Origin of the sequence: Plantibacter auratus (assembly GCF_050587365.1) — a bacterium.
In the GTDB taxonomy this organism is placed as follows: domain Bacteria; phylum Actinomycetota; class Actinomycetes; order Actinomycetales; family Microbacteriaceae; genus Plantibacter; species Plantibacter auratus.
Window position 1 is genome coordinate 14,460 of sequence record NZ_JBOBFV010000002.1, and the last position, 20,854, is coordinate 35,313.

The 20,854-nt window shown below is 70.6% G+C and carries 17 protein-coding genes; 8 read left to right on the top strand and 9 right to left on the bottom strand.

The annotated features are described in order from the left end of the window. Positions 1 to 1,857 (top strand): glycoside hydrolase family 15 protein, encoded by a 1,857-nt coding sequence (locus ACQ3HE_RS07190; RefSeq protein ID WP_430893075.1) that lies wholly within the window; start codon positions 1 to 3, stop codon positions 1,855 to 1,857. Positions 1,858 to 1,911: 54 nt separating this feature from the next. On the opposite strand, the gene ACQ3HE_RS07195 is transcribed toward ACQ3HE_RS07190, so the two are convergent. Continuing rightward, the gene (locus ACQ3HE_RS07195) at positions 1,912 to 2,397 is read right to left on the bottom strand and encodes an NUDIX hydrolase (RefSeq protein ID WP_430891942.1); all 486 of its coding nucleotides are present in this window, start codon (positions 2,395 to 2,397) and stop codon (positions 1,912 to 1,914) included. Between the two features lie 65 nt (positions 2,398 to 2,462). Here ACQ3HE_RS07195 and ACQ3HE_RS07200 point away from each other — a divergent pair, with 65 nt between their 5' ends. After that, positions 2,463 to 3,077, top strand: coding sequence for a putative antibiotic biosynthesis monooxygenase (locus ACQ3HE_RS07200; RefSeq protein WP_064294232.1), 615 nt, complete (start codon positions 2,463 to 2,465; stop codon positions 3,075 to 3,077). A gap of 26 nt (positions 3,078 to 3,103) precedes the next feature. On the opposite strand, the gene ACQ3HE_RS07205 is transcribed toward ACQ3HE_RS07200, so the two are convergent. Further along, on the bottom strand, positions 3,104 to 4,021 hold the full coding sequence (locus ACQ3HE_RS07205) for an AraC family transcriptional regulator (RefSeq protein ID WP_430891943.1): 918 nt from the start codon (positions 4,019 to 4,021) through the stop codon (positions 3,104 to 3,106). Between the two features lie 150 nt (positions 4,022 to 4,171). Between ACQ3HE_RS07205 and ACQ3HE_RS07210 the strand changes: the two genes are divergently transcribed. After that, the gene (locus ACQ3HE_RS07210; protein ID WP_064294230.1) at positions 4,172 to 4,654 is read left to right on the top strand and encodes a hypothetical protein; all 483 of its coding nucleotides are present in this window, start codon (positions 4,172 to 4,174) and stop codon (positions 4,652 to 4,654) included. 51 nt (positions 4,655 to 4,705) lie between these two features. On the opposite strand, the gene ACQ3HE_RS07215 is transcribed toward ACQ3HE_RS07210, so the two are convergent. Beyond that, entirely contained in the window at positions 4,706 to 5,458 is a 753-nt protein-coding gene (locus tag ACQ3HE_RS07215; RefSeq protein ID WP_079705092.1) for an IclR family transcriptional regulator, read from the bottom strand. Positions 5,459 to 5,503: 45 nt separating this feature from the next. Here ACQ3HE_RS07215 and hutH point away from each other — a divergent pair, with 45 nt between their 5' ends. Further along, positions 5,504 to 7,192: a histidine ammonia-lyase gene (hutH, locus tag ACQ3HE_RS07220; protein ID WP_430891944.1), complete on the top strand. Its 1,689-nt coding sequence runs from the start codon at positions 5,504 to 5,506 to the stop codon at positions 7,190 to 7,192. 107 nt (positions 7,193 to 7,299) lie between these two features. Here the strand turns inward: hutH and ACQ3HE_RS07225 are convergent, their stop codons facing one another. Both ACQ3HE_RS07225 and yczR read right to left on the bottom strand, forming a co-directional pair. Next, entirely contained in the window at positions 7,300 to 11,220 is a 3,921-nt protein-coding gene (locus ACQ3HE_RS07225; protein WP_430891945.1) for an efflux RND transporter permease subunit, read from the bottom strand. Positions 11,221 to 11,364: 144 nt separating this feature from the next. Then, complete coding sequence (gene yczR / locus ACQ3HE_RS07230; protein WP_159877738.1) at positions 11,365 to 12,807, bottom strand: MocR-like transcription factor YczR; 1,443 nt, start codon at positions 12,805 to 12,807, stop codon at positions 11,365 to 11,367. 63 nt (positions 12,808 to 12,870) lie between these two features. On the opposite strand from yczR, the gene yczE reads away from it, so the two are divergent. Further along, complete coding sequence (yczE, locus tag ACQ3HE_RS07235) at positions 12,871 to 13,536, top strand: membrane protein YczE (protein ID WP_064294226.1); 666 nt, start codon at positions 12,871 to 12,873, stop codon at positions 13,534 to 13,536. 95 nt (positions 13,537 to 13,631) lie between these two features. On the opposite strand, the gene ACQ3HE_RS07240 is transcribed toward yczE, so the two are convergent. After that, positions 13,632 to 14,954 (bottom strand): cation:dicarboxylate symporter family transporter, encoded by a 1,323-nt coding sequence (locus ACQ3HE_RS07240; protein WP_086474609.1) that lies wholly within the window; start codon positions 14,952 to 14,954, stop codon positions 13,632 to 13,634. A 199-nt stretch (positions 14,955 to 15,153) separates the two neighbouring features. Between ACQ3HE_RS07240 and ACQ3HE_RS07245 the strand changes: the two genes are divergently transcribed. Both ACQ3HE_RS07245 and ACQ3HE_RS07250 read left to right on the top strand, forming a co-directional pair. Beyond that, on the top strand, positions 15,154 to 16,812 hold the full coding sequence (locus tag ACQ3HE_RS07245; RefSeq protein ID WP_430891947.1) for an ATP-binding protein: 1,659 nt from the start codon (positions 15,154 to 15,156) through the stop codon (positions 16,810 to 16,812). After that, the gene (locus ACQ3HE_RS07250; RefSeq protein ID WP_430891949.1) at positions 16,809 to 17,516 is read left to right on the top strand and encodes a response regulator; all 708 of its coding nucleotides are present in this window, start codon (positions 16,809 to 16,811) and stop codon (positions 17,514 to 17,516) included. The genes ACQ3HE_RS07245 and ACQ3HE_RS07250 overlap by 4 nt, the downstream gene beginning before the upstream one ends. Before the next feature lie 159 nt (positions 17,517 to 17,675). On the opposite strand, the gene ACQ3HE_RS07255 is transcribed toward ACQ3HE_RS07250, so the two are convergent. Genes ACQ3HE_RS07255 through ACQ3HE_RS07265 form a run of 3 tightly spaced genes read right to left on the bottom strand, consistent with a single transcriptional unit; the run spans position 17,676 to position 19,992 of the window. After that, positions 17,676 to 19,328, bottom strand: coding sequence for a hypothetical protein (locus ACQ3HE_RS07255; RefSeq protein ID WP_430891950.1), 1,653 nt, complete (start codon positions 19,326 to 19,328; stop codon positions 17,676 to 17,678). Further along, positions 19,325 to 19,720 carry a hypothetical protein gene (locus ACQ3HE_RS07260; RefSeq protein ID WP_124768680.1) on the bottom strand — a complete coding sequence of 132 codons (396 nt, stop codon included), beginning with the start codon at positions 19,718 to 19,720 and terminating at the stop codon, positions 19,325 to 19,327. The genes ACQ3HE_RS07255 and ACQ3HE_RS07260 overlap by 4 nt, the downstream gene beginning before the upstream one ends. Continuing rightward, positions 19,717 to 19,992 carry a hypothetical protein gene (locus tag ACQ3HE_RS07265; protein ID WP_124768679.1) on the bottom strand — a complete coding sequence of 92 codons (276 nt, stop codon included), beginning with the start codon at positions 19,990 to 19,992 and terminating at the stop codon, positions 19,717 to 19,719. The genes ACQ3HE_RS07260 and ACQ3HE_RS07265 overlap by 4 nt, the downstream gene beginning before the upstream one ends. A 205-nt stretch (positions 19,993 to 20,197) precedes the next feature. Here ACQ3HE_RS07265 and ACQ3HE_RS07270 point away from each other — a divergent pair, with 205 nt between their 5' ends. After that, positions 20,198 to 20,812: a hypothetical protein gene (locus ACQ3HE_RS07270; RefSeq protein ID WP_137242312.1), complete on the top strand. Its 615-nt coding sequence runs from the start codon at positions 20,198 to 20,200 to the stop codon at positions 20,810 to 20,812. Positions 20,813 to 20,854: the final 42 nt, after the last annotated feature.

Below are 20,854 nucleotides of genomic sequence, written 5' to 3' on the forward strand. Positions count from 1 at the left end.
CTGAGAAGTCACGGAGCATCGCTCCCAGGCAGGCGCGCGGCGGCGTGGCAGCATGGGTGCATGCCCAGCCCCATCGAGGATTACGCCCTCATCGGTGATTGCCACACCGCCGCGCTCGTGTCGTCGGAGGGCAGCATCGACTGGCTGTGCCTCCCCCGGTTCGACTCGCCGTCGATGTTCGGTGCGCTGCTCGGCACCGAGGACCACGGCTGCTGGACGGTCCGGCCCGCCGACGCTCGGGCGACGGCGAGCCGCGCCTACCTCGACGACACTTTCGTCCTCGAGACCGTCTGGACGACTCCCGACGGGCAGGTGCGCGTGACCGACCTCATGCCCCACGGCGACCGCCGGGCGGATGTGGTCCGCCGGGTCGAGGGGCTCAGCGGCACCGTCGCGGTCGACGTCGAGGTTCGCCTCCGCTTCGGGTACGCCGACGCGATCCCGTGGGTGCGGCAGCTCCCGGACGGATCCGGGATCGTCGCGGTCGCCGGCCCCGACGCCGTCGTGGTCCGCGGCGTGCACCTGACGGCGTCCGACCACGCCCACTCGGCGACCGTCGAGGTCTCCGCGGGCGACACCGTCGACCTCACCCTCACCTGGTACCCCTCGCACCGCGAGGTGCCGGACCCGGTCGACGTCGGCCCGCGCATCGACCACACGATCGCCTGGTGGCGCGACTGGGCGTCCCGCTGCGATCCCGCCGACGAGTACGAGGAGGCGGTCGTGCGGTCGCTACTCGTCCTCCGCGCCCTCACGCACGAGGACACCGGGGGCATCGTCGCCGCCGCGACCACGAGCCTGCCGGAGTCGTTCGGGGGCGTCCGGAACTGGGACTACCGCTACGTCTGGTTGCGCGACGCCTCGCTGACCCTCGAAGCCCTCATGCAGCACGGCTTCACCGAGGAGGCGCACGACTGGCGCAGGTGGCTCCTCCGGGCGATCGCCGGTGACCCGAACGACCTGCAGATCATGTACGGCCTCGCCGGCGAACGCCACCTCGTGGAGGAGGAGCTCGACAGCCTGCCCGGCTACCTCGGTGCCGCCCCCGTGCGCGTCGGCAACGGCGCCTACACGCAGTACCAGGGCGACGTCTTCGGGTCTGTGATGATCGCCCTCGACGAGGCGCGCTCGGTCGGTCTCGCGGACGACGACTTCTCGTGGAGCCTCCAGCGCGCGCTGCTCGGCGTCCTCGAGGAGCACTGGAACCGCCCCGACCGCGGCATCTGGGAGGTGCGGGGCGACGAGCAGCACTTCACCCACTCGCGCGCCATGATCTGGGCGGCGCTCGACCGCGGCGTCCGAGCGGTTCGCGAGCACGGCATGGACGGGCCCGTCGAACGTTGGGAGGCCCTGCGCGAGACCCTCCGCGAGACGATCGAGCGCGAGAACGTCGACCACGCACGCGGGTGCTACGTCCAGCACGCCGGGACGACCGAGGTCGACGCGTCGCTGCTCGTCCTCGCGCAGATCGGCTACGTGGCGCCCGACGACCCGCGCATGCTCGCGACGGTGGCCGCGATCGAGGAGGACCTCCTCCAGGACGGTCTGCTCCTGCGCTATCGCACGACGAGCGGGGTCGACGGTCTGCCGGGCGACGAGCACCCGTTCCTCGCGTGCTCGTTCTGGCTCGTGCAGCAGTACGCGGCCTCGGGCCGACTCGACGACGCCCGCGAGCTGATGGACCGGCTGCTGTCCTTCCGCAACGACCTGGGCCTGCTGTCCGAGGAGTACGACGTGCAGCAGGCGCGGCAGGTCGGCAACACCCCGCAGGCGCTCTCGCACCTCACTCTCGTCCGAGCCGCCGACGCCATCGCCGCAGCCACCCCCGCCAGCCCGCGAACTGTCACCAAACGCTAGTCACGGGCCCCGGAACTAGCCTCAAGTGACAGTTCGCGGGCAGGTGGAGGGACGTCAGTGGGTGAAGTGGGCCTCAGGGGTGTCGGAGGCGGCGAGCGCTATCCGGGTGCGGAAGTTCTGCGAGACCTGCTCGGGCAGGGCATCGAGCGGGAACCACCGCGCCTCGGAGTTCTCGCCGTCAGCCGGATACGGCTCGCCCGACTCGTAGCGGCATCGGAACACGAGGTCGATGTACTGCGTGATGTCGCCGTTGTCGTAGACGTTCTGCGGGAGCACCTGCACCTGGGAGAGACGCTCGGCGACGGCGACCACGGCCGCCTCCTCGAGGACCTCGCGCTCCGCCGCGACCGCGGGCTCCTCGCCCGGGTCGATGATGCCGGTGACCGGCGTCCACGCCCCGTTGTCCTGTCGCCGCACGAGCAGGACCTCCGCCTCGGGCGTCCCGAGACCGCGCAAGACGACGGCGGTCACCCCCGTCAACCAGAGGGGCGCGTGCCCGATCCGCTCGCGGAGGGCCAGTACGAAGTCAGGAGTCGCCATGCCTCGACTCTACGGGGGCCACAGCGGGACACGAGATCGAAACACGAGTGCGGTCTACTGGGCGCATGGAACACGATCCCATCACCGTCTCGATCGAGCGACGCGTCAACCCGGCGTCGATCTCCGAGGCCACCATCTGGGTCCAGGCGGGCATCAACCTGGCGAACCGATACCCCGGCTTCCTCGGCTCCGGCTGGGTGCGCGCCGGCGCCGAGAGCGACGTCTGGTACATGCTCTACCGCTTCGCGGACGAACAGACGCTCACCGACTGGGAGGAGTCGAAGGAACGCGCCTGGTGGCTCTCGAGCGGCCGCGAGTTCATGGAGCAGTCCCGCGTCGAGCGGCGCAGCGGGATCGAGGGGTGGTTCGACGCGCCCGACGGGATCCTCCGCGTCGAGGAGGCCGAGCTCTCCGGCGACCCGGACCCGATCCCGCCGGCACCGCCGCGCTGGAAGCAGGCGGTGAGCATCTGGTTGGGCTTCTTCCCGCTCAACCTCGTCTTCACCCTCCTCGTCACGGCGCTCGTGCCCGGTTGGGAACCGCTCGGCGTGTTCCTCCACGTGCTCATCTCGACGCTCATCCTGACGCCGATCATGACCTACTGGCTCCTACCGCTCGTCACGAGGCTGCTGCGTCCATGGTTGACGGCCCCGCGTCGAAGCAGGCGTACCGCAGGCTGATCCGGCGGCCTGACGACGCTGCGACGTCAGGCGTCCTCCGCCTTCGTCTGCTCCCGGAACTGGCTCGGGCTGAGTCCGGTGTGCGCGACGACCGCTCGTCGGAGGTGCGCCTGCGAGTGGTAGCCGCAGCGGGCCGCGACCTCGGCGATCGACAGGCCCCGGTGGTCGGGGTCCGAGAGGAGGGCGAGCGCGAGCTGCACCCGCCGCTCGGCGATCTCGCCGGCGGCGCTCGTGCCCGAGCCTTCGAACACCCGTTGCAGGGACCTGGTCGACATGTTGAAGCGACGCGCCAGCGTCTCTGGTCGCAGCTCCCGCTCGGCGAAGGACGCGGCGATGTGCTCGATGATCCGGAGCCGGAGCGGAACCCGGCCGGCCTCACCCTCGGCCCGGAAGAGGTCGTTCTCCGCGTAGAGCGTCGCGAGCATCGTGTCGATCACGCGGCAGAGTCTGAGCTGTGCGGCGCCGCCGATCGGTTCGAACGCGGAGATGACCTCCACGAGGAACGCGGCGCTCGCCCGCAACAGGGGCGACGGCGCCAAGGGGCCGAGGGCGCTGGTCGGGGCGATGCCGAGGCGGCGGAGCGCACGCATCGGCACGAACACGTACAGATAGGTCGCGTAGTCGTGGATCGTCGTCCGATACGTCTCGGCGCCCTCCGTGAGCGTTCCGGTCCCGGGGAGCAGGTCGAGTTGCTGTCGTCCGTGGACCAGGCTGGCCGCACCCTCGATGAGCATCACGATCGTCGCGACCGGCTCATCGAGCCCGTAGGCGTCGGCGAGGACGTCGAACGTCCCGGGCCCGACCGTGTTGCGATGGAGGACGTACTCGCCGAGCACGACCGAGTCGACGGTCATCGAGAACCGGTCGGGGTCCACGTCCACGAATCGCAGCGCGCCCGACGCCTCCTGCATCCCGGTCGCACCCTCGAACCGTCGTGTGGTCACGCGGCCGCGCGCAGGGAACCGACCGGATAGGCCATCATCAGGTGCGGGCATCATCGGACCCTTCGAAGAGTTCATCCACCCTCGCACAGGGTTCCGTCCGAATCGAGGGGTTGCCAGCCGCATCGCACGGTGGTCGGCGATACTGGACTGATGATCTCCGCTGACCTCGCCCGAGCGCTCCGCACCGCCGGCCTGCGCTGGACCCCCGAACCCGGCGACCGCTTCACCATCGATGGCGGCGAGCTCGCCGGCGATGTGTTCACGGTCAGCGAGATGACCGTCGAGGTGCACGAGCACCCGGGTGGCCGCAGCTTCGGCTTCAACGGCACGACCGAGTGGGCGTTGGACTCCGTCGACCAGGAGGAGACGCTCTGGCTGCCCTCAGAGCATCAGCTGCGCGCTCTGCTGCGCGGCTCGTTCCGGTCACTCGAACGCGCGGTCTCCCCCGCTGCACCGACCGACGGTGAGCCGACCCTCGACGACGAACTCGACGTCCTCCTGTCGCTCGGCGACGCCGAGGCGTACACCGTCGTGGTCGAGCTCGGCGGCGAACTTCGACGGTTCAGCGCCGCGACGGCGCCCGACGCGTATGCGACCGCACTGCTCGAGCTCATCCTGCGCTCGGTCGCCTGACCACGGTTCCGGAGCCGCCCGCACGCTCCGCCCGCCCGCTCCGCCGAGCGCTCAGCGACCCCGGATCCGCCGCGACAGCTCGGCCGCCGCCGGGTGGATCTCGCGGGCCAACCACGCCGGGTCGAGCCCGGCATCGGCGTCGTACGTGACCGCGATCGCCGCCGCCGGCCACCCCGTGTGGTCACGGACGACCACCCCGACACTCGCGAGGCCGAGCGTCACCCCGCCGGCCTCGCGCGCATAACCGTCCTGCGTCGTCTGGGCGAGGACCTGGCGGAGTTCGCGGTACCGCTTCGGCCCGTGGCCGGTGCGGTCGACGAACGCCGCCTGGTCGGGGAACAGGGCGCGCAGCTGGCCGGCCGGGAGCGCGGCGAGGATCGCGCAGCCGCTGGCGGTCAGGTGAGCCGGGAGGCGCACACCGACGTCGGTGACGAGGTGCGGCCGACGCGGTGCCCGCTCATCCACGATGTAGAGCACGTCCCGGCCGTGCAGCACGGCGAGATGCGCGCTCTCGCCCACCCGGTCGACCAGCTCGGCGAGCAACGGGCGCCCGAGCATGCTGAGCGGCTCCTGGCGGGCGTACCCGCCGGAGAGTTCGAAGGCGGCGACCCCGAGCCCGTAGCGACGGGCTTCGGGCAGGTGGACCACGAAGCCGTGCTCCTGCAGCACGCTGAGGAGGTGGTAGACCGTCGATCTCGGCAGGTCGAGCGCCGAGGCGATCGCCGCGGCCGGAAGCGGGCCGCGGGCGCCGGCGAGATGGCTCAGCACGCGCAGGGTGGCGTCGGCTGCCGGGACCTGACTCACCGTTGACCTCGTCTCCGCGGCTCGGACGCGGCCGCCTGGTCGTCCATGTCTGTCATCCCAGACACGGACGACTCTACGCGCACCGCCGCGGTCGGCGTCCGGGTGTTCCATCGGAACATGGACATCCAGCCCGGCGCGACCCCGACCACCAGCGACCCGACGACCTCCGGTCGCTCGTATCCCCAACCCGCCGGCCCGGCCTCGGTCTCCCTCGGCGCAGGGCCGCTGTCGATCGACGAGGTCGTCGCCGTCGCCCGACACGGCGCGCGGATCGACCTCGATGGCGCGGCCCTCGACGGTGTCGCCGCATCCCGTCGGATCATCGAGGCGCTCGCCTCCGACCCCGAGCCCCACTACGGGATCTCGACCGGGTTCGGTGCGCTCGCGACCACGTTCATCGAGCCGGCGCGCCGCGCGCAGTTGCAGGCGAGCCTCGTCCGCTCGCACGCCGCAGGCAGCGGCGAGGTCGTCGAGCGGGAGGTCGTGCGTTCTCTCATGACGCTGCGCCTCTCGACGCTCATGACGGGCCGCACCGGGGTGCGGATGGAGACGGTCCGCGCCTACGCGGCGATGCTGAACGCCGACATCACCCCGGTCGTGCGCGAGTACGGGTCGCTCGGCTGCTCCGGCGACCTCGCGCCCCTCGCACACTGCGCGTTGGCGGTGATGGGCGAGGGCGAGGTGACCGATGCGTCCGGGCGCACGCGCTCCGCTGCGGAGGCGCTCGCGGACGCCGGCCTCAAGCCGGTACAGCTCGCCGAGAAGGAGGGGCTCGCGCTCATCAACGGCACCGACGGCATGCTGGGGATGCTCGCGCTCGCCGTGGACGACCTGCGGATGCTCTTGCGCACAGCCGACGTCGCCGCGGCAATGAGCGTCGAGGGCCTGCTCGGCACGGACGCGGTGTTCGCCGCAGACCTGCAGGCCCTGCGCCCGCAGGCGGGTCAGGCCGAGAGCGCCGCGAACCTGCGGTTGCTGCTCGACGGCTCCCCGATCGTCGCGAGCCACCGGGGTCCCGAGTGCACCCGGGTGCAGGACGCCTACTCACTGCGCTGCGCCCCGCAGGTGCACGGTGCCGCCAGGGACACCGTCGACCACGCCGCGATGGTCGCCGAGCGGGAGCTCGCGAGTGCCGTCGACAACCCGGTGCTCACGCCGGACGGGCGGGTCGAGTCGAACGGGAACTTCCACGGCGCCCCGGTCGCCTACGTGCTCGACTTCCTCGCGATCGCCGTCGCCGATGTCGCGTCCATGTCGGAGCGCCGCACCGACCGCTTCCTGGATCGGAGCCGGAGCAACGGCCTCCCACCGTTCCTCGCGCACGAGGTGGGTGTCGACTCGGGCCTCATGATCGCCCAGTACACGGCGGCCGGCATCGTGAGTGAACTGAAACGGCTGGCGCACCCGGCGTCCGTCGACTCGATCCCGTCCTCCGCGATGCAGGAGGACCACGTCTCGATGGGCTGGGCGGCGGCGCGGAAGCTCCGTCGGGCGATCGACGGTCTCGGCAGCGTGCTGGCGATCGAGGTCATGACGGCGGCCCGTGGCCTCGACCTGCGCAGCCCGCTCGAGCCGGCCGTCGGCACCGGGGCGGTGCTCCGCCGGGTGCGTGAGCAGGTCACGGGTCCCGGACCCGACCGGTTCCTCTCCCCCGAGATCGAGGCGGTCACCGCGCTGGTGCAGTCGGGCGAGGTCGTGCGGGCGGTCACCGGCGCGGTCGGCGATCTCCGCTGAATCGGGCGTCACACGACGAAGCCCTCGGGCGCCGGTGACGGCGTTCCCGAGGGCTTCGTGTCGAGGGGCTCGAACCTCAGCTCATCGACCGAGCGGGAGGTGGTCGATCACGGCCACTGCGCGCGGCGGCGCTTCGGCCGTTCGGTGCCCGAAGACGGCTCAGTCCCGGGTGCCGGGTCGGCATCGGGCTTCGGCTCAGCGTCAGGCGTCGGCTGGGTGTCGCTCGTCGGGCTGGAGTCAGCAGGGAGCTCGGACTTCTCCGCCGCCTCAGCCTCTCCGGCCGGCTCCGTCTCCAGGATCGGCTCGGGCTCGGCGACCGGCTCAGCCGTCGCTTCCGGCTCAGGCTGCACCGCAGGGGCTGCGTGCTCGCCGGAATGAGCGACCTCGTCCGCAGGGCCTTCGGAGACCGCGTCGGGAAGGGTGATCGCTTCGGTGCGCGGCAGCTCGTCACCCGTCGCCACATGCGCCCCGTGCACCTCGTGCACCTCGTGGGCTTCGTGCACCTCGTGCGCGGCGGGCCGCGTCATCGGTCGATCCACCGCCGGCTCACTCGGCGCAGCGACCTGCGGCTCGAGTGCCGCATCCGAGTCCGTGGGAGCCGCATCGGCAGGATCGGCGTCGGCAGCAACCGAATCGATCGGGGCCTCCTCCGCCGGTTCCGCGTCAGCGGGAGTGGCGCCATCTGGAGCCGCGTCCACCGGAGCCACATCCGCCGAGGCCGACGGAACGGAGGCGTCAGGCACGCTCGGCGCGGTTGCAGTGCTTCCGCCACCGGCGCCGACGAGGACCGGCTCCTCCGCGGGGACAGTCGCGGCCCGCGGCCCCTCGATCGCGGCGACCGTGCGCGCCGTCGGCTTCGGCTCGGCTGCAGCCCGCCGCTGCTCGCGACGTTCGCGGAACCCCTCGACGAGGTTGTATAGGGTGGGGAGCACGACGAGCGTCAGGATGGTCGAGGAGACGAGCCCGCCGATGACGACGATCGCGAGCGGCTGCGAGATGAAACCACCGTGTCCGGTGATGCCGAGTGCCATCGGGGTGAGGGCGAAGATCGTCGCGAGCGCCGTCATGAGGATCGGACGGAGCCGGCGTGCGGCACCGTGCTCGACGGCCTCGATCACCGTCATGCCGCGGCGCCGGTACTGGTTCACGAGGTCGACCAGCACGATCGCGTTCGTCACGACGATACCGATGAGCATCAGCACGCCGATGAGCGACGGTACGCCGAGCGGCACGCCGGTGATGATCTGGAGCCCGATCGCGCCGGTCGCGGCGAACGGTACCGACACCAGCAGCAGGAGCGGCTGCCGCAGCGAACGGAAGGTCGCGACCATGATGACGTAGACGATGAGGATCGCGGCGAGGAGCGCGAGGCCCAGCTGTCCGAACGCGTCGCTCTGCGATGCCGTGACACCCCCGAGGGTCGCCGTGGTGCCGGCGGGCAGCTTGACGTCGTCGATCGCCGTCTGCACCTCGGCGCTGGCGGTACCGAGGTTGTCGCTGCCCGGAGTCGCGCTGATCGTGGCTGAGCGCAGCCCCTTGACGGTCGAGATCGTCGCGGGTCCGTCGACCTGCGAGACCGTCGCGAGGGTGTCGAGGCGTCTCGGGCCGGTGGCCGTCGGGACCTCCGTCGCCGCGAGGGCGTCGACGGTGGTCGGCGGGTCCTGGGCGTCGACGTAGATGGTGAGCGTGGTGTCGTCGATGACGATGGAGCCCACCGTCGTCGGCTGCATGAGCTGCGAGACGTACGCACCGAGCGCGACCTCGCTGAACCCTGCTGCGGCGGCGGCGTCGCGGTTGACGGCCACCTGGACGTAGGGCCGCGATTCGCTGAGGTTGCTCGTGACCTGGTCGATGCCGTCGAGACCGGTGACGGCCTGCTGGATCGCGTCGGCGGCCTCAGCGAGATCGCTCTGCCGTGCGGAGGTGATGTCGATCTCGATGTCGCTCGACCCGCCGAAGCCCGCGGACGCGGCGACCTCGATCTCGCCGACATCGTCGAGTCCGGACAGGTCCTTGCGGACCGTCTTCTGGAGTGCCGTCTGGTCGGCGTCTTCGCTCGTCGTGATCGAGTAGGTGATGGCTCCGCCACCGCCGCCCGAGAACGCGTCGCGCAGGGAGCTTCCGCTCGACCCGATCGAGAGCTGGACGGTGTCGATGCCGTCGATGTCGCGCAGCTTCGTCTCGACCTGCTTCGCCGCCGCGTCCTGAGCGTCGAGGCTCGTGCCGACCGGCAGGGTCTGCGTGACCGTGAGGGTGTTCTGGCCGGAGTCACCGAGGAAGTTGGTCTTCATGAACGGCGTCAGCGCGAAGGTGCCGACGAGCACGAGCACCGAGAGCAGCAGGGTGGTGACCGAGTGCTTGAGGGTCCAGTGGATGATCGGGAGGTAGGCCTTCTGGAGCCGTGACGGCTTCTCGAGGTCGTCTTCGTCCTGCACGCTGACCCGGCGCTCGCGTCGGCTCCGGACCGGTCCGCTCGTCGCGTCGGACGGCGCTTCCTCCGCTGCGGCTGCGGCTGCGAGGCGCTGGGCCTTCGGGGCGCGGAGGAACCAGTAGGCGAGCACGGGCACGATGGTGAGCGCGACGAGGAGCGACGCGAGCAGCGCGATCGTGACGGTGAGGGCGAAGGGTCGGAAGAGTTCTCCGGTGACGTCGCCGACGAACGCGATGGGCAGGAACACGGCCACCGTGGTGATGGTCGAGGCGGTGATCGCGCCTGCGACCTCCTGGACGGCGCTCAGGATCGACCCGGCGCGCTGTGCACCCGTGCGGTTGTCGCCGAACGAGAGGTGTCGCTTGATGTTCTCGATGACCACGATCGAGTCGTCGACCACGCGCCCGATGGCGATCGTCAGCGCGCCCAGCGTGAGGATGTTGAGCGAGTACTCGGCGACCTGGAGACCGATGAAGGTGATGAGCACGGACGTCGGGATGGAGATCGCCGTCACCAGCGTGGCCCGGACGTCGAGGAGGAACACGAGGATGATCAGCACCGCGAAGACGAGGCCGAGCAGGCCTTCCGTCGTCAGGGCCTCGATGGACTGCTCGATGTAGGGCGCCTGATCGAAGACGACGGTGAGCTTGGCGTCGGCCCCGATGGTGCGCTCGAGCTCAGGAAGGATGTCGCGCACGCCCTGCGAGACCTCGACGGTGTTCGCCGCGGGCAGTTTCGTGACGGCGATGGTGAGCGCCGGCTCGCCGTCGACGCGCGAGATCGACGTGATCGGGTCGTCGCTCAGGGCGACCGCCGCGACGTCGCCGATGGTCAGGACGGAGCCGTCGGCGGCGAGGGCGCCCGTGATCGGCAGTGCGGCGATGTCGTCGACCGAGGTGAGCTTCGTGCCCGTCTGCACGGAGAACGTCTTGTCGCCTTCGGTGATGTCGCCCGCGGGCTGCAGGGAGCCGTTCTGCTGCAGCGTCGTCCCGATGACCCGGCTGGTCTGCCCCGCGAGGGCCAGTTTGGCGTCGTCGGGGGTGATCGTGACCCGCTTGCCCACCTCGCCGACGATCGCCGCGTCGCGGACGCCGTCGACGTCCTTGATGTCGGGGACCACGGAGCTCGAGAGCACCTCGGCCAGGGAGTCCTGGTCGGCCGCGCCGGACACGGCGATCTGGATGACCGGGAGGTCGTCGATGCTGCCGCTGACCACCTGCGGGTCGACGGTGTCGGGCAGGGTCGACTTGATGCGGTTGATCGCCTGGGTGATCTTCTGCTCGGCGGTGGCGAGGTCCGTGCCGTAGGTGAAGGTCGCGCTGATGAGGCTCGAGTTCGTGCTCGACGTCGCCGAGGTGGACTCGATACCGGGCACGCCCTGGATCGCGGTCTCGATCGGGGTCGAGACGTCGTCGTTGACGACCTCGGGTGCCGCACCCGGGTAGCTCGTGATGATCGCGAGCTGCGGGAACTGGACCGACGGGATGAGCTCCTGCTTGAGGCCGCCCACCGCCAGGACGCCGAACACGGCGGCCACGATGGTGACGAGCGCGATCAACGCGCGGTTCTTCATGCTGAGGACGGAGAGCAGGTGCACGGAGCCGCTTTCGGTTGTTGCGAGAGGTGCGGACGCTGTAATTATGTCACCGCACACCCGTCCGACGGCGGTCTCGCGCGGAGGCTGGACACGGCACGCACAAGCACTGCGTGTGGAGCGGTGTCACGCTCGTCGGCGACGAGGTCAGACGACGTCTTCGAGGTAGTCCAGAGCCGGCACGTGCCCGAACATCGCGGAGTGCCAGGTCTGCGTCAACAGCTCGACCGCCTGCTCGGTCTGGGCCCACGGATAGCTGATCGGGATGCGCAAGTAGCGCTCGAACGCCCCGTCGATCCCGAACCGTGGCCCGGCGACGATCACGAGCCCGTGGCTGCGAGCCGCGAGCGAGAGCTGCGATGACGCGGCCTCGCCGAGGTTCACCCAGGTGGCGATCCCACCGTCGACCCGCGGCACGGTCCACTCGGGGAGGCGGTCGGCCAAGAGGTCGACGAGCCGGTCGCGGGTCTCGCCGAGCGCGACGCCGCGCCGGGCGACGATGCCGTCCATCGCCGGCATCAGCTGCTGGACGGTCAGCTGGTCGAGGATCGGCGTGCCGAGGTCGCCCAGCGAGCGTGCCGAGACGAGCTTCCTGATCGTGCCGCGCTCGGCCCGGATCCACCCGATGCGGAGGCCTCCCCAGATCGTCTTGCCCACCGAACCGATCGTGATGATCGACGCCGGCGCGCCCTGGAGCGCGGCGAACGGGGTGCCGTCGAGGCCCTCGTCCGTCGGCCGGTCGATGTCGAGCTCGGCCGTGGTCTCGTCGATCACGAGCACCGTCCCGTGCCGCTCGGCTGCTGCGGCGACCCGTCGGCGGGTCTCGAGCGGCATCGACGCCCCGGTCGGGTTGTGGAAGTCCGGCATGAGGTACGCCATCGCGGGGCTCGTGCGCTCGAACCACTGCTCGAGTTCGCGGACGTCCCAGCCGGTCTCCGAGGAGACGGTCGCGGCGCCGAGCCTGGCCCCGGCCGCCCGGAGCGCCTCGTAGGCGTGGGGATAGCTCGGCATCTCGACGAGGACGCGGTCACCTCGGCTGAGCAGGGTGCGTGCGATGAGGGCGATCGCGTGTTGGGCCCCCACGGTCACCATGATCTCGTCGGGGTCGGTGGGCAGCCCGCGCGCGGTGTAGCGGTCGGCGATGGCCTGCCGCAGCTCGGGCATGCCGACGAGGTCGTAGTCGAAGTCGTGCATGTACCGCGGCAGTTCTGCGGCGGCGGTGGCCACGGCGTCGATGATCTCGGGGCACGGCGGGACTGCCGCCTTGCTGAAGTCGAGGAACCCGCCCTGTGGCACGGGAGCCAGCGCAGTGGGCGCCGACGGCAGGAGGGTGACACTGCCCGAACCGCGGATGCTGCGGAGGTAGCCGGCCTCGCGCAGTTCGCGGTACGCCGCGGTGACCGTGGTGCGGCTCAGCGCGAGCCGATCGGCCAGTTCCCGCTCGGCCGGCAGACGGGTGCCGACCGGGATGCGTCCGTCGAGGACGAGGAGTCGGATGCGGTCGGCGAGACCGCGGTATGCGGGCGCAGCGGTCTTCCACTGCCCGAGCAGGGCGGCGAGCGATCGGGCACTCAGGGTGATGGAAGCCATTGAACCACGATACCCAGATTGGCCTCTAGCGCCAAAGCCAATCGTGCAATTGGATTGTCCACCATGACCCGTCGTGTGCTCCAACTCCTCATCGGCCTCTTCCTGTACGGCATCGCCATCGCGATGATCGTGCGCGGTGCGGTCGGCGTCGCCCCGTGGGACGTCCTCACCCAGGGACTCAACCTGCGGACCGGCCTGAGCTTCGGACTCATCACGATCATCGTCGGCGGGCTCGTGCTCCTCGCCTGGATACCGCTCAAGCAGCGGCCGGGTGTCGGCACCGTCCTGAACGTCCTCCTCGTGGGGCCCTCGGCCGACATCGGGCTGGCGTTCATCCCCGCGGACCTCGACCTGTGGGCGCGTATCCTGCTGTTCGCCGGCGGACTGCTCCTCCTCGGCGTCGCCTCGGGCCTCTACATCGGCGGCAACTTCGGCCCCGGCCCGCGAGACGGCCTCATGACCGGCATCCACCGCGTCACCGGGTGGCCGATCTGGGTCGGGCGCACGGGCGTGGAGCTCGTGGTCCTCGGCATCGGGTGGCTGCTCGGCGGGAACGTCGGCATCGGAACGGTGGTCTTCGCCGTGCTCATCGGCCCGATCTGCGGCTACACGATCCCGTTGTTCCGGATCGCTCCGCGGACGGAACACTCGACCACCGCCGTGGACGAGGCTGTGCTCGAGGGCGACACCCCGCCGTCGAAGCCGATCGTCGACTCCCCGGCCAACTGAGCACCCTTCGACAGGCTCAGGGACCGGGAGGGACAGGCCCAGGGACCGGGAGGGACCGGATGTCCGGTCCCTGAGCCTGTCGAAGGGCCGATCCCTCAGGGCTTCGCCACCGCCACTGCGCCCGTGTGGTCGTCGACGCTCATCGTCGCCTCGTCGAACCGCGAGCGACCGGAGAGGACCTCGCCGACCTGCACCCGGTCGACCTCCTTCACCCACGTGCCGATGATGATCGTGGCGACCGCGTTGCCGGTGAAGTTCGTGAGCGCACGCGCCTCCGACATGAAGCGGTCGATGCCGACGATGAGGCCGACCCCGTCGACGAGGTCGGGTCGGTTGGCCTGCAGGCCGCCGGCGAGGGTCGCGAGACCGGCGCCGGTGACGCCCGCGGCGCCCTTCGACGCGATGATCATGAACACGAGGAGCGAGATCTGCTCCCCGAGGTTCATCGGGACGCCCATGACGTCGGCGATGAAGATCGACGCCATGGTGAGGTAGATCGCGGTGCCGTCGAGGTTGAAGGAGTAGCCCGTCGGGACGGTGATGCCGACGACCGGCTTGGAGACACCGAGGTGCTCCATCTTCGCGATGAGTCGCGGCAGCGCGGCCTCGGAGGAGGAGGTGCCGACGATGAGGAGGTACTCGCGGCCGAGGTACTTCATGAGCTTGAAGATGTTGAAGCCCGTGGCGAGGCGCAAGACCCCGCCGAGCACGACGACGATGAACAACGCGCAGGTGATGTAGAACGCGATCATGAGCGTGGCGAGTCCGACGAGCGCGCTCGCACCGGCGGACCCGGTCACGGCGGCGATCGCACCGAAGGCACCGATGGGCGCGATCCACATGATCATCGCGAGCACCCGGAACACGAGCGCCTGGATGAGCTTGATGCCGCGCAGGATCGGTTCACCCGTCGTCCCCATCTTCTGCAGGCCGAAGCCGACGAGCAGGGCGACGAAGAGGACCTGCAGGATGTTGCCGCCGGTCAGCGAGGACACGAGCGTCGTGGGGATGATGCCGAGGATGAACTCGGTCGTGCTCTTGGCCTCCCCCTCCACCTGGTAGCTCGTCTCGGCGAGGTTCAAGCCGGCGCCCGGCTGGATGAGGTTGCCGACGACGAGGCCGATCGCGAGGGCGAAGGTCGACATCACGATGAAGTACAGCAGCGCGAGCCCGCCGACCTTGCCGACGGTCGCGGCCTTCGCGATCGACCCGACGCCGATCACGATGGTGCAGAAGATGACCGGGGCGATCATCATCTTGATCAGCGCCACGAAGGCGTCGCCGATGGGTTTGAGTCCCTTCGCGAACTCCGGGGCGGCGAGTCCGACGACGATGCCGGCGAGCACCGCGACGATCACCGCGAGGTAGAGGTAGTGGGTCTTGTCCAGCCGTTTCAGGGAGGAGAGCGTCATTGCCATTCCGGATCCGTTTCGTCGGCCGCGTCAGTGCGGCAGCGGGTGGTCGATCGACCCATGCTGCGACCACGCCGGCGGATCGACCGGGTTGTGGTCGTAGTGACCGCTTGTGGTCGTACTGGTCGCGGTCGGCGACGCCTGTGGCCGTCGTCACCCCCGATACTTGAGGGGTCGACGCGACGGAGCAGACGGAGGTGACGCGATGGCCGGTCGGTCCAGGAGCATCGCCTCGCGGCTCTTCCTCGTACAGCTCGTCGCGGTCGTCGCGATGACGCTCGTCGCCGGAGTCCTGCTGTGGTTCCAGGCCCGCACCGAGACCGAGGACCGCGCGGTCGCGAAGTGCCTCGACGTCGCGAACGGCGTCGCGGACAACCCCTACGTCGTCGCGCAGCTCGGCTCGGATCGCCCGTCCGACGCGCTCCAGCCCTACGCCGAGGCACTCATGCGCGACACCGGTGTCGACTTCGTGACGATCATGGCTCCGGATCGCACCCGGTACACGCACCGCGAGCGCGACCAGATCGGCAAGCCGTTCATCGGCACGATCGGACCGGCGCTCGAGGGACGGACCTTCACCGAGACGTACACGGGCACGCTCGGCCCCTCCGTCCGCGCCGTCGCACCCATCCGTGACGACGCCGGCGAGGTCGTCGCCCTCGTCGCCGCAGGCGTCACGGTCAGCAACGTGTCCGAGACCTTCGAGACCCGGGTGCCGTGGTTGCTCGGAACGGCTCTGCTCGTGCTCGTCATCGGCGCGATCGGCTCCTGGACGCTCCGCCGCTACCTCGCACGGGTCACCGGGTCGCGCGGACCGGAGGACCTCGCCAGGATGTTCGACTACTACGAGTCGGTGCTCCACTCGGTGCGGGAGGGGCTCGTCCTCGTGGACCGCCACCGCCGTCTCGTGCTCGTCAACGACCAGGCGTCCGAACTGCTCGGGCTGCCCCTCGGCGAGCGTTCCCCGGGAGCGGCGCCGGTCGACGAGCTGCCGATCGACGCCGGCCTGCGCGAGCTCCTCGCGAGCGGACGCCAGGCCGTGGACGAGATCCACCTCACACGCGACCACGTGCTCGTCGTGAACCAGGAGTCGGCGGTCGGTCCGGGCGAGACGGCAGGCCCGCACCCGCGTGGGTGGGTGATGACGCTGCGCGACCACACCGAGATCGAACACCTGAGCGGCGAGCTGGCGTCGATGCGCACGATGAGCGACGCCCTGCGCTCGCAGACCCACGAGTTCGCGAACCGGCTGCACACGATCGTCTCGCTCATCGAGCTCGACCGGCGTGAGGAGGCGCTCGACCTCGCGGCGCAGGGACTCGGAGCGAGTCAACGGCTGACCGACCGCGTGCTCGCGGCGGAACAGGAGCCGGTGATCTCGGCGCTGCTGCTCGGCAAGACGGCGCAGGCGGCCGAGCAGGGGGTCGAGCTGCACCTCGAGAGCGACCCCGCGCTCGGACGCGTGCGCGTCGACCCGGCCGTGATCGTCACCATCCTCGGCAACCTCATCGACAACGCGATCGACGCGGCGTCCGGCGATCGCCCCTGGGTGGAGGTCTACCTCGGGCAGGGGCTGCCGGACGAGCTCGGCGCCGGGCGGTCCGCCGACGCCGAGACGACGGAGCTCGTGATCCAGGTGACCGACAGCGGACCGGGCCTGCCCCCGGAGGCCCTCGACCTCGCGTTCGTGCGCGGCTGGTCGACGAAGGAGCCCGGCCGCTACGGTCGGGGGTTCGGTCTCGCGTTGGTCCAGCAGGCGGTGACACGACTCGGCGGCACGATCGAGGTCGTCCGCGAGCCGTCCTCGGCGTTCGTCGTGACGCTGCCGGCCGCGGTCGGCGTCCGGGACGAGGCAGGCACATGAGCGAGCGCATCCGGGTCCTGGTCGTCGAGGACGAACCGATCACCCAGCAGGCCCATGCGTCCTACCTGCGCCGCGTCGAGGGCTTCGAACTCGCCGCCGTGGCGGGCGATGCGGCCACCGCGATGCAGGCGCTGCGGGCAGCTGCGGCCCACCGCTCCCCCGACGACCGGATCGACCTCGTCCTGCTCGACCTCAACCTGCCGGACGCGCACGGTCTCGAGCTCTGCCGACGCATCCGGACGGCGGGTATCGACGTCGACGTCATCGCCATCACCGCGGCCCGTGATCTCCGGATCGTCCGAGCGGCGGTCTCGGCGGGCATCGTCCAGTACCTCATCAAACCGTTCGCGTTCCCCGCGTTCGCCGACAAGCTGGAGGCGTATCGCTCCTTCCGGCACACGATGTCGGCGGAGGGCTCGGTCGCGAGCCAGCACGAGGTGGACCTCACCCTCGCCACGCTGCGGGCGCCGTCCTCCCGCCCGCAGTTGGCGAAGGGACTCTCGGAGGACACCCTGCGTCTGGTCTCGGACCTCCTCCGGCAGGCCACCGGACCGCTCTCCGCGAGCGAAGCGGCAGCCGCCGGGTCCCTGTCACGGGTGACGGCCAGGCGCTACCTCGAGTACCTCGCCGAGACGGGCACTGTCGAGCGCTCACCGCGCTACGGCACCCCGGGGCGCCCGGAGCTCGAGTACCGCTGGCGGTAAGCGGACGTCGCTCTCCACCGCCCCGGCCCCCGAGCCGCCCCGGCCTCCAGTGCCCGAGCCACCCCACGTGCTCCCCGTGCCGCCCCCGGCCTCCAGCCCCCTGAGCAACCCCACCCGGTCCCTGAGCAACCCCACCCGGTCCCTGAGCTTGTCGAAGGGTCAGCTCGGGTTCACGACCGCGTAGATCTGGTTCCAGTTCGCGAAGCCGGTGACTGGCTCATCCGAGCCGTTCAGCATGATGTCCTCGTCCACGGAGTTCGTCTCGCCGGTCGACGGATCATAGATCTCGTAGTCGCCGTCGTGGAAGCCGATGATGAGCACGTAATGCTGCGGGATGGTGTTGTCGCTCGGGCCGACGAGGAGCGGGACGGGCGTCCCGTCGTTCGCTGCCGCCGCGGCCTCGGTGAGTGCCGCCCCTCGGCCCGAGTCACCACCCAGGGCGTTGGTCCAGTCGATGTGGTAGTCGGTACCGGTGCGGTCGGATTCGGCGACCGCGCCGCCGGGTGCCGTGCCCGCGACGTTCGGGTAGTCGATGGGGCCGGGGAACAGGTCGTTCGCGCGGTCCTGGACGGCCTGCTGCAGGAACGTCATCCGATCCTCCGTGTCCAGACCGGCCGCATCGGCGAGGTCGAGACCCCGGAGGTAGTCGGGCACATGGCCGTCGAGGAACTCGCCGGTCTGCAGCCAGTAGGCGAGGAACGGGTCCGACTGGGCGGCGAGGGTGATGAGCGTCGTCGACCCGCAGGTCTTGTTGTTGTACTGGTCGAAGGTCTCGCCGTTCACCGTGGCGTCCCCGTTGTCGCCGACGCCGAGGTTCGTGAGCTCGTCGATCATGCGCTGGCGTTCGCCGGGGGGAGCGTTCTTGATCGCGTCGGCGAGGGCGAGCACGGAGGAACTGCCGGCGCCGGTGGCGATCGCACTCATGAGGAGGGCGCTGACGGCGGGGTCGCCGGACTCCTCCATCGCCGCGAGGATGCGCTCCCGTTCGTCGTCGCTCATCGCGTTCCAGTTCTGGACGTAATTGGCCCACTCCGTCTCGGAGAGGACCGAACCGTCGGGGTCGCCGTTCGGGAACTGCGTCCGCGAGACGAGGACGTCCAGCCTCGTCTGGCCCACGGGCACCTCGACGCCGGCGAGCACGGCGTAGCCCTCGGAGTCCGACAGGGCCCGCTGCAGCGCCTCACCGGCCGCCCATGCGTCCTCGTAGGCTTCGTGGCAGACGGATACGCCGTCGAGGATCTGACCGGCTCCGCGGATGAGGTCCGAGATCACCCCGGCGACCTCTCCTGCTCCGGTGATCGGGTTCGTCATCGCCCACGGGTTCACGGAGATGTTCCCGATGGTCCGGTGGCCGTCGCGGATGCTGTCGGCACCCGGCTGGTGTGCGGTGCGCGCCGAGGTGATGGCGTCCGCGTAGTCTCGGAGGCCGCTGGCCCCGGATCGGAGCCCCTCGATCTCGGCGCCGACGAGGGTGTCGACGGACGCCAGGACCTGCGTCGCGCTCGCGCCCGTCACCCCGACGAGGGCGTCCGGCAGGCTCGACCCGGTGACGGTGGAGAGCGTGGTCTGGATCGCCTCCGCGGCGAGCGCCGCGTTCTCGTACTGCTCCGCGAGCCCGTCGATGGTGGCCGGGTCACCCGGCGGCGGGGTGTCCGCGAACGTCGAGGATCTGGGGATGAGCCCGACCGCGCGATCGACGAACGAACCGATCGACGTGATGAAGCTCAACGGGTCGCCGCTCAACGAGCCGATGAAGGTGGCGAGCACGTCGATCTCGGCTGAGCTCTTGGTGCGGAGTTCGGAGAGGTTCATGGTCGGTCCTTGTTTCCGGTGGTGCTCCTGGTCGCGGCGAGGCCGGAGAGGAGCCGCAGGACGACGGTCTGCAGCTTGGCGACCGCGCGCAGTTCGGCGGCCGTCTCCGCACTGTCGGCTCCTCGGCGACGCGCGTCGAGGAGGGCGTCGAGCAACACCGCCCCCGCCTGCTCGTCCGTCAGCATGCCGGCGCCGAGGCCGATGACGGCGTCGAGACCGGCCGTGCGGACCACACTCGCGACCTGCTCGGTGACGCCGGCGGGGACGCCGGCACCTCGGAGTTCTGCGGCCAGCGACGCGACCCTCGCGCCGGTCTCGGCCCGCTCGGCCGCATCACGGCGGTCGGGCTGAGCAGCCGTGCATGTCCGGGCCGGCGGCGACGGCGCGGTCATGAGGCGTCCTCGGCGAGCGCCGCATCCGTACCGGCCATCGTGTCCGCGACGTTCTGCATCCACCGCGCGAAGTCGTCGAGCGTCTTGCCCGCCTCCGTCATCTCGGTCCGCCACGTCAGTTCGAAGGCGGCGGCACTCGTGGCCACCTGCTCGTCGAGGAACGACGTGTCGAGGCACGTGGAGAAGATCCCCGTCGCGCTCGAGGCCGCCCCGGCGACCGCTTGGACGACCGCCGCCAGGCCCGCATCGTCCACCTGCATCGTGCCGCTCATGGTTCCCCGCTCTCCGGTGTTGTTCGCGCTGCCCGGCCGATCCCGGTGATGCGCCTGATCCGATGGCTCCACCCTGTCCCAGCCGGCTCCCCAAGACGATGGGCAGCACTCCCCATAGCCCGGTGGGCGTCGGACCTGGCGCAAGACGGGGCGTCGGTTACGGTGAGGGTGACGCGTCCACCCGGGCGCCGCGGAAGGGGCCGTCATGCAGCAGATCCATCGTCGCCTCGCGACCGTGTCGTTGACCATCCTCGTCGCGGCGCTCTGTTGCACGGGATGCGGCCTGTCGTCGACCCCCGTCGTGGCGGACGAGACCGACGATGCCCGGCTCACCGCGTTGGCCGATGATCCGCTCTTCGCGGACGGCAGCGTCACCGGGCCACGGGTTCCGGACACCTCGGCCAACGTCAGTGTGCAACGCGGGGCGATCACGGTCGACGACCTCTGGCCGACGGACGTCACCGCGGAACCAGGAGTGAGCGGGCCCGCCTGGCCTGCCGCCACCGCCATGTTGGCCCAGCTGCGCGAGGCAGGTTGGCGACCGGTGGCCGTCTCCTGCGAGCTGGATCGGTCGTCCGGGCTGGAGGGCGCGACGGTGTACGCCACGAAGGAGTTCGACGACTTCACCGCTGCGCTCGAGGCCGAGGTGAGGCCTCCGTCCTCGAAGCTCGTCGGGTACGTACCCTTCCATGCGGAGGCCGACGACCCGTGGTCGGCGCGCTCGGAGGTCCCGGCCGGGTCGAGTTGCCTCGACGGCGACGGACCGCCGAGCGACGAGGGGTCCGTACCGGACGACCTGGCCATCGCTCCCTGGTACTGAGCGGTCGCCGATCCCAGGGTCGACTCAGGGTGATCCCGGAGG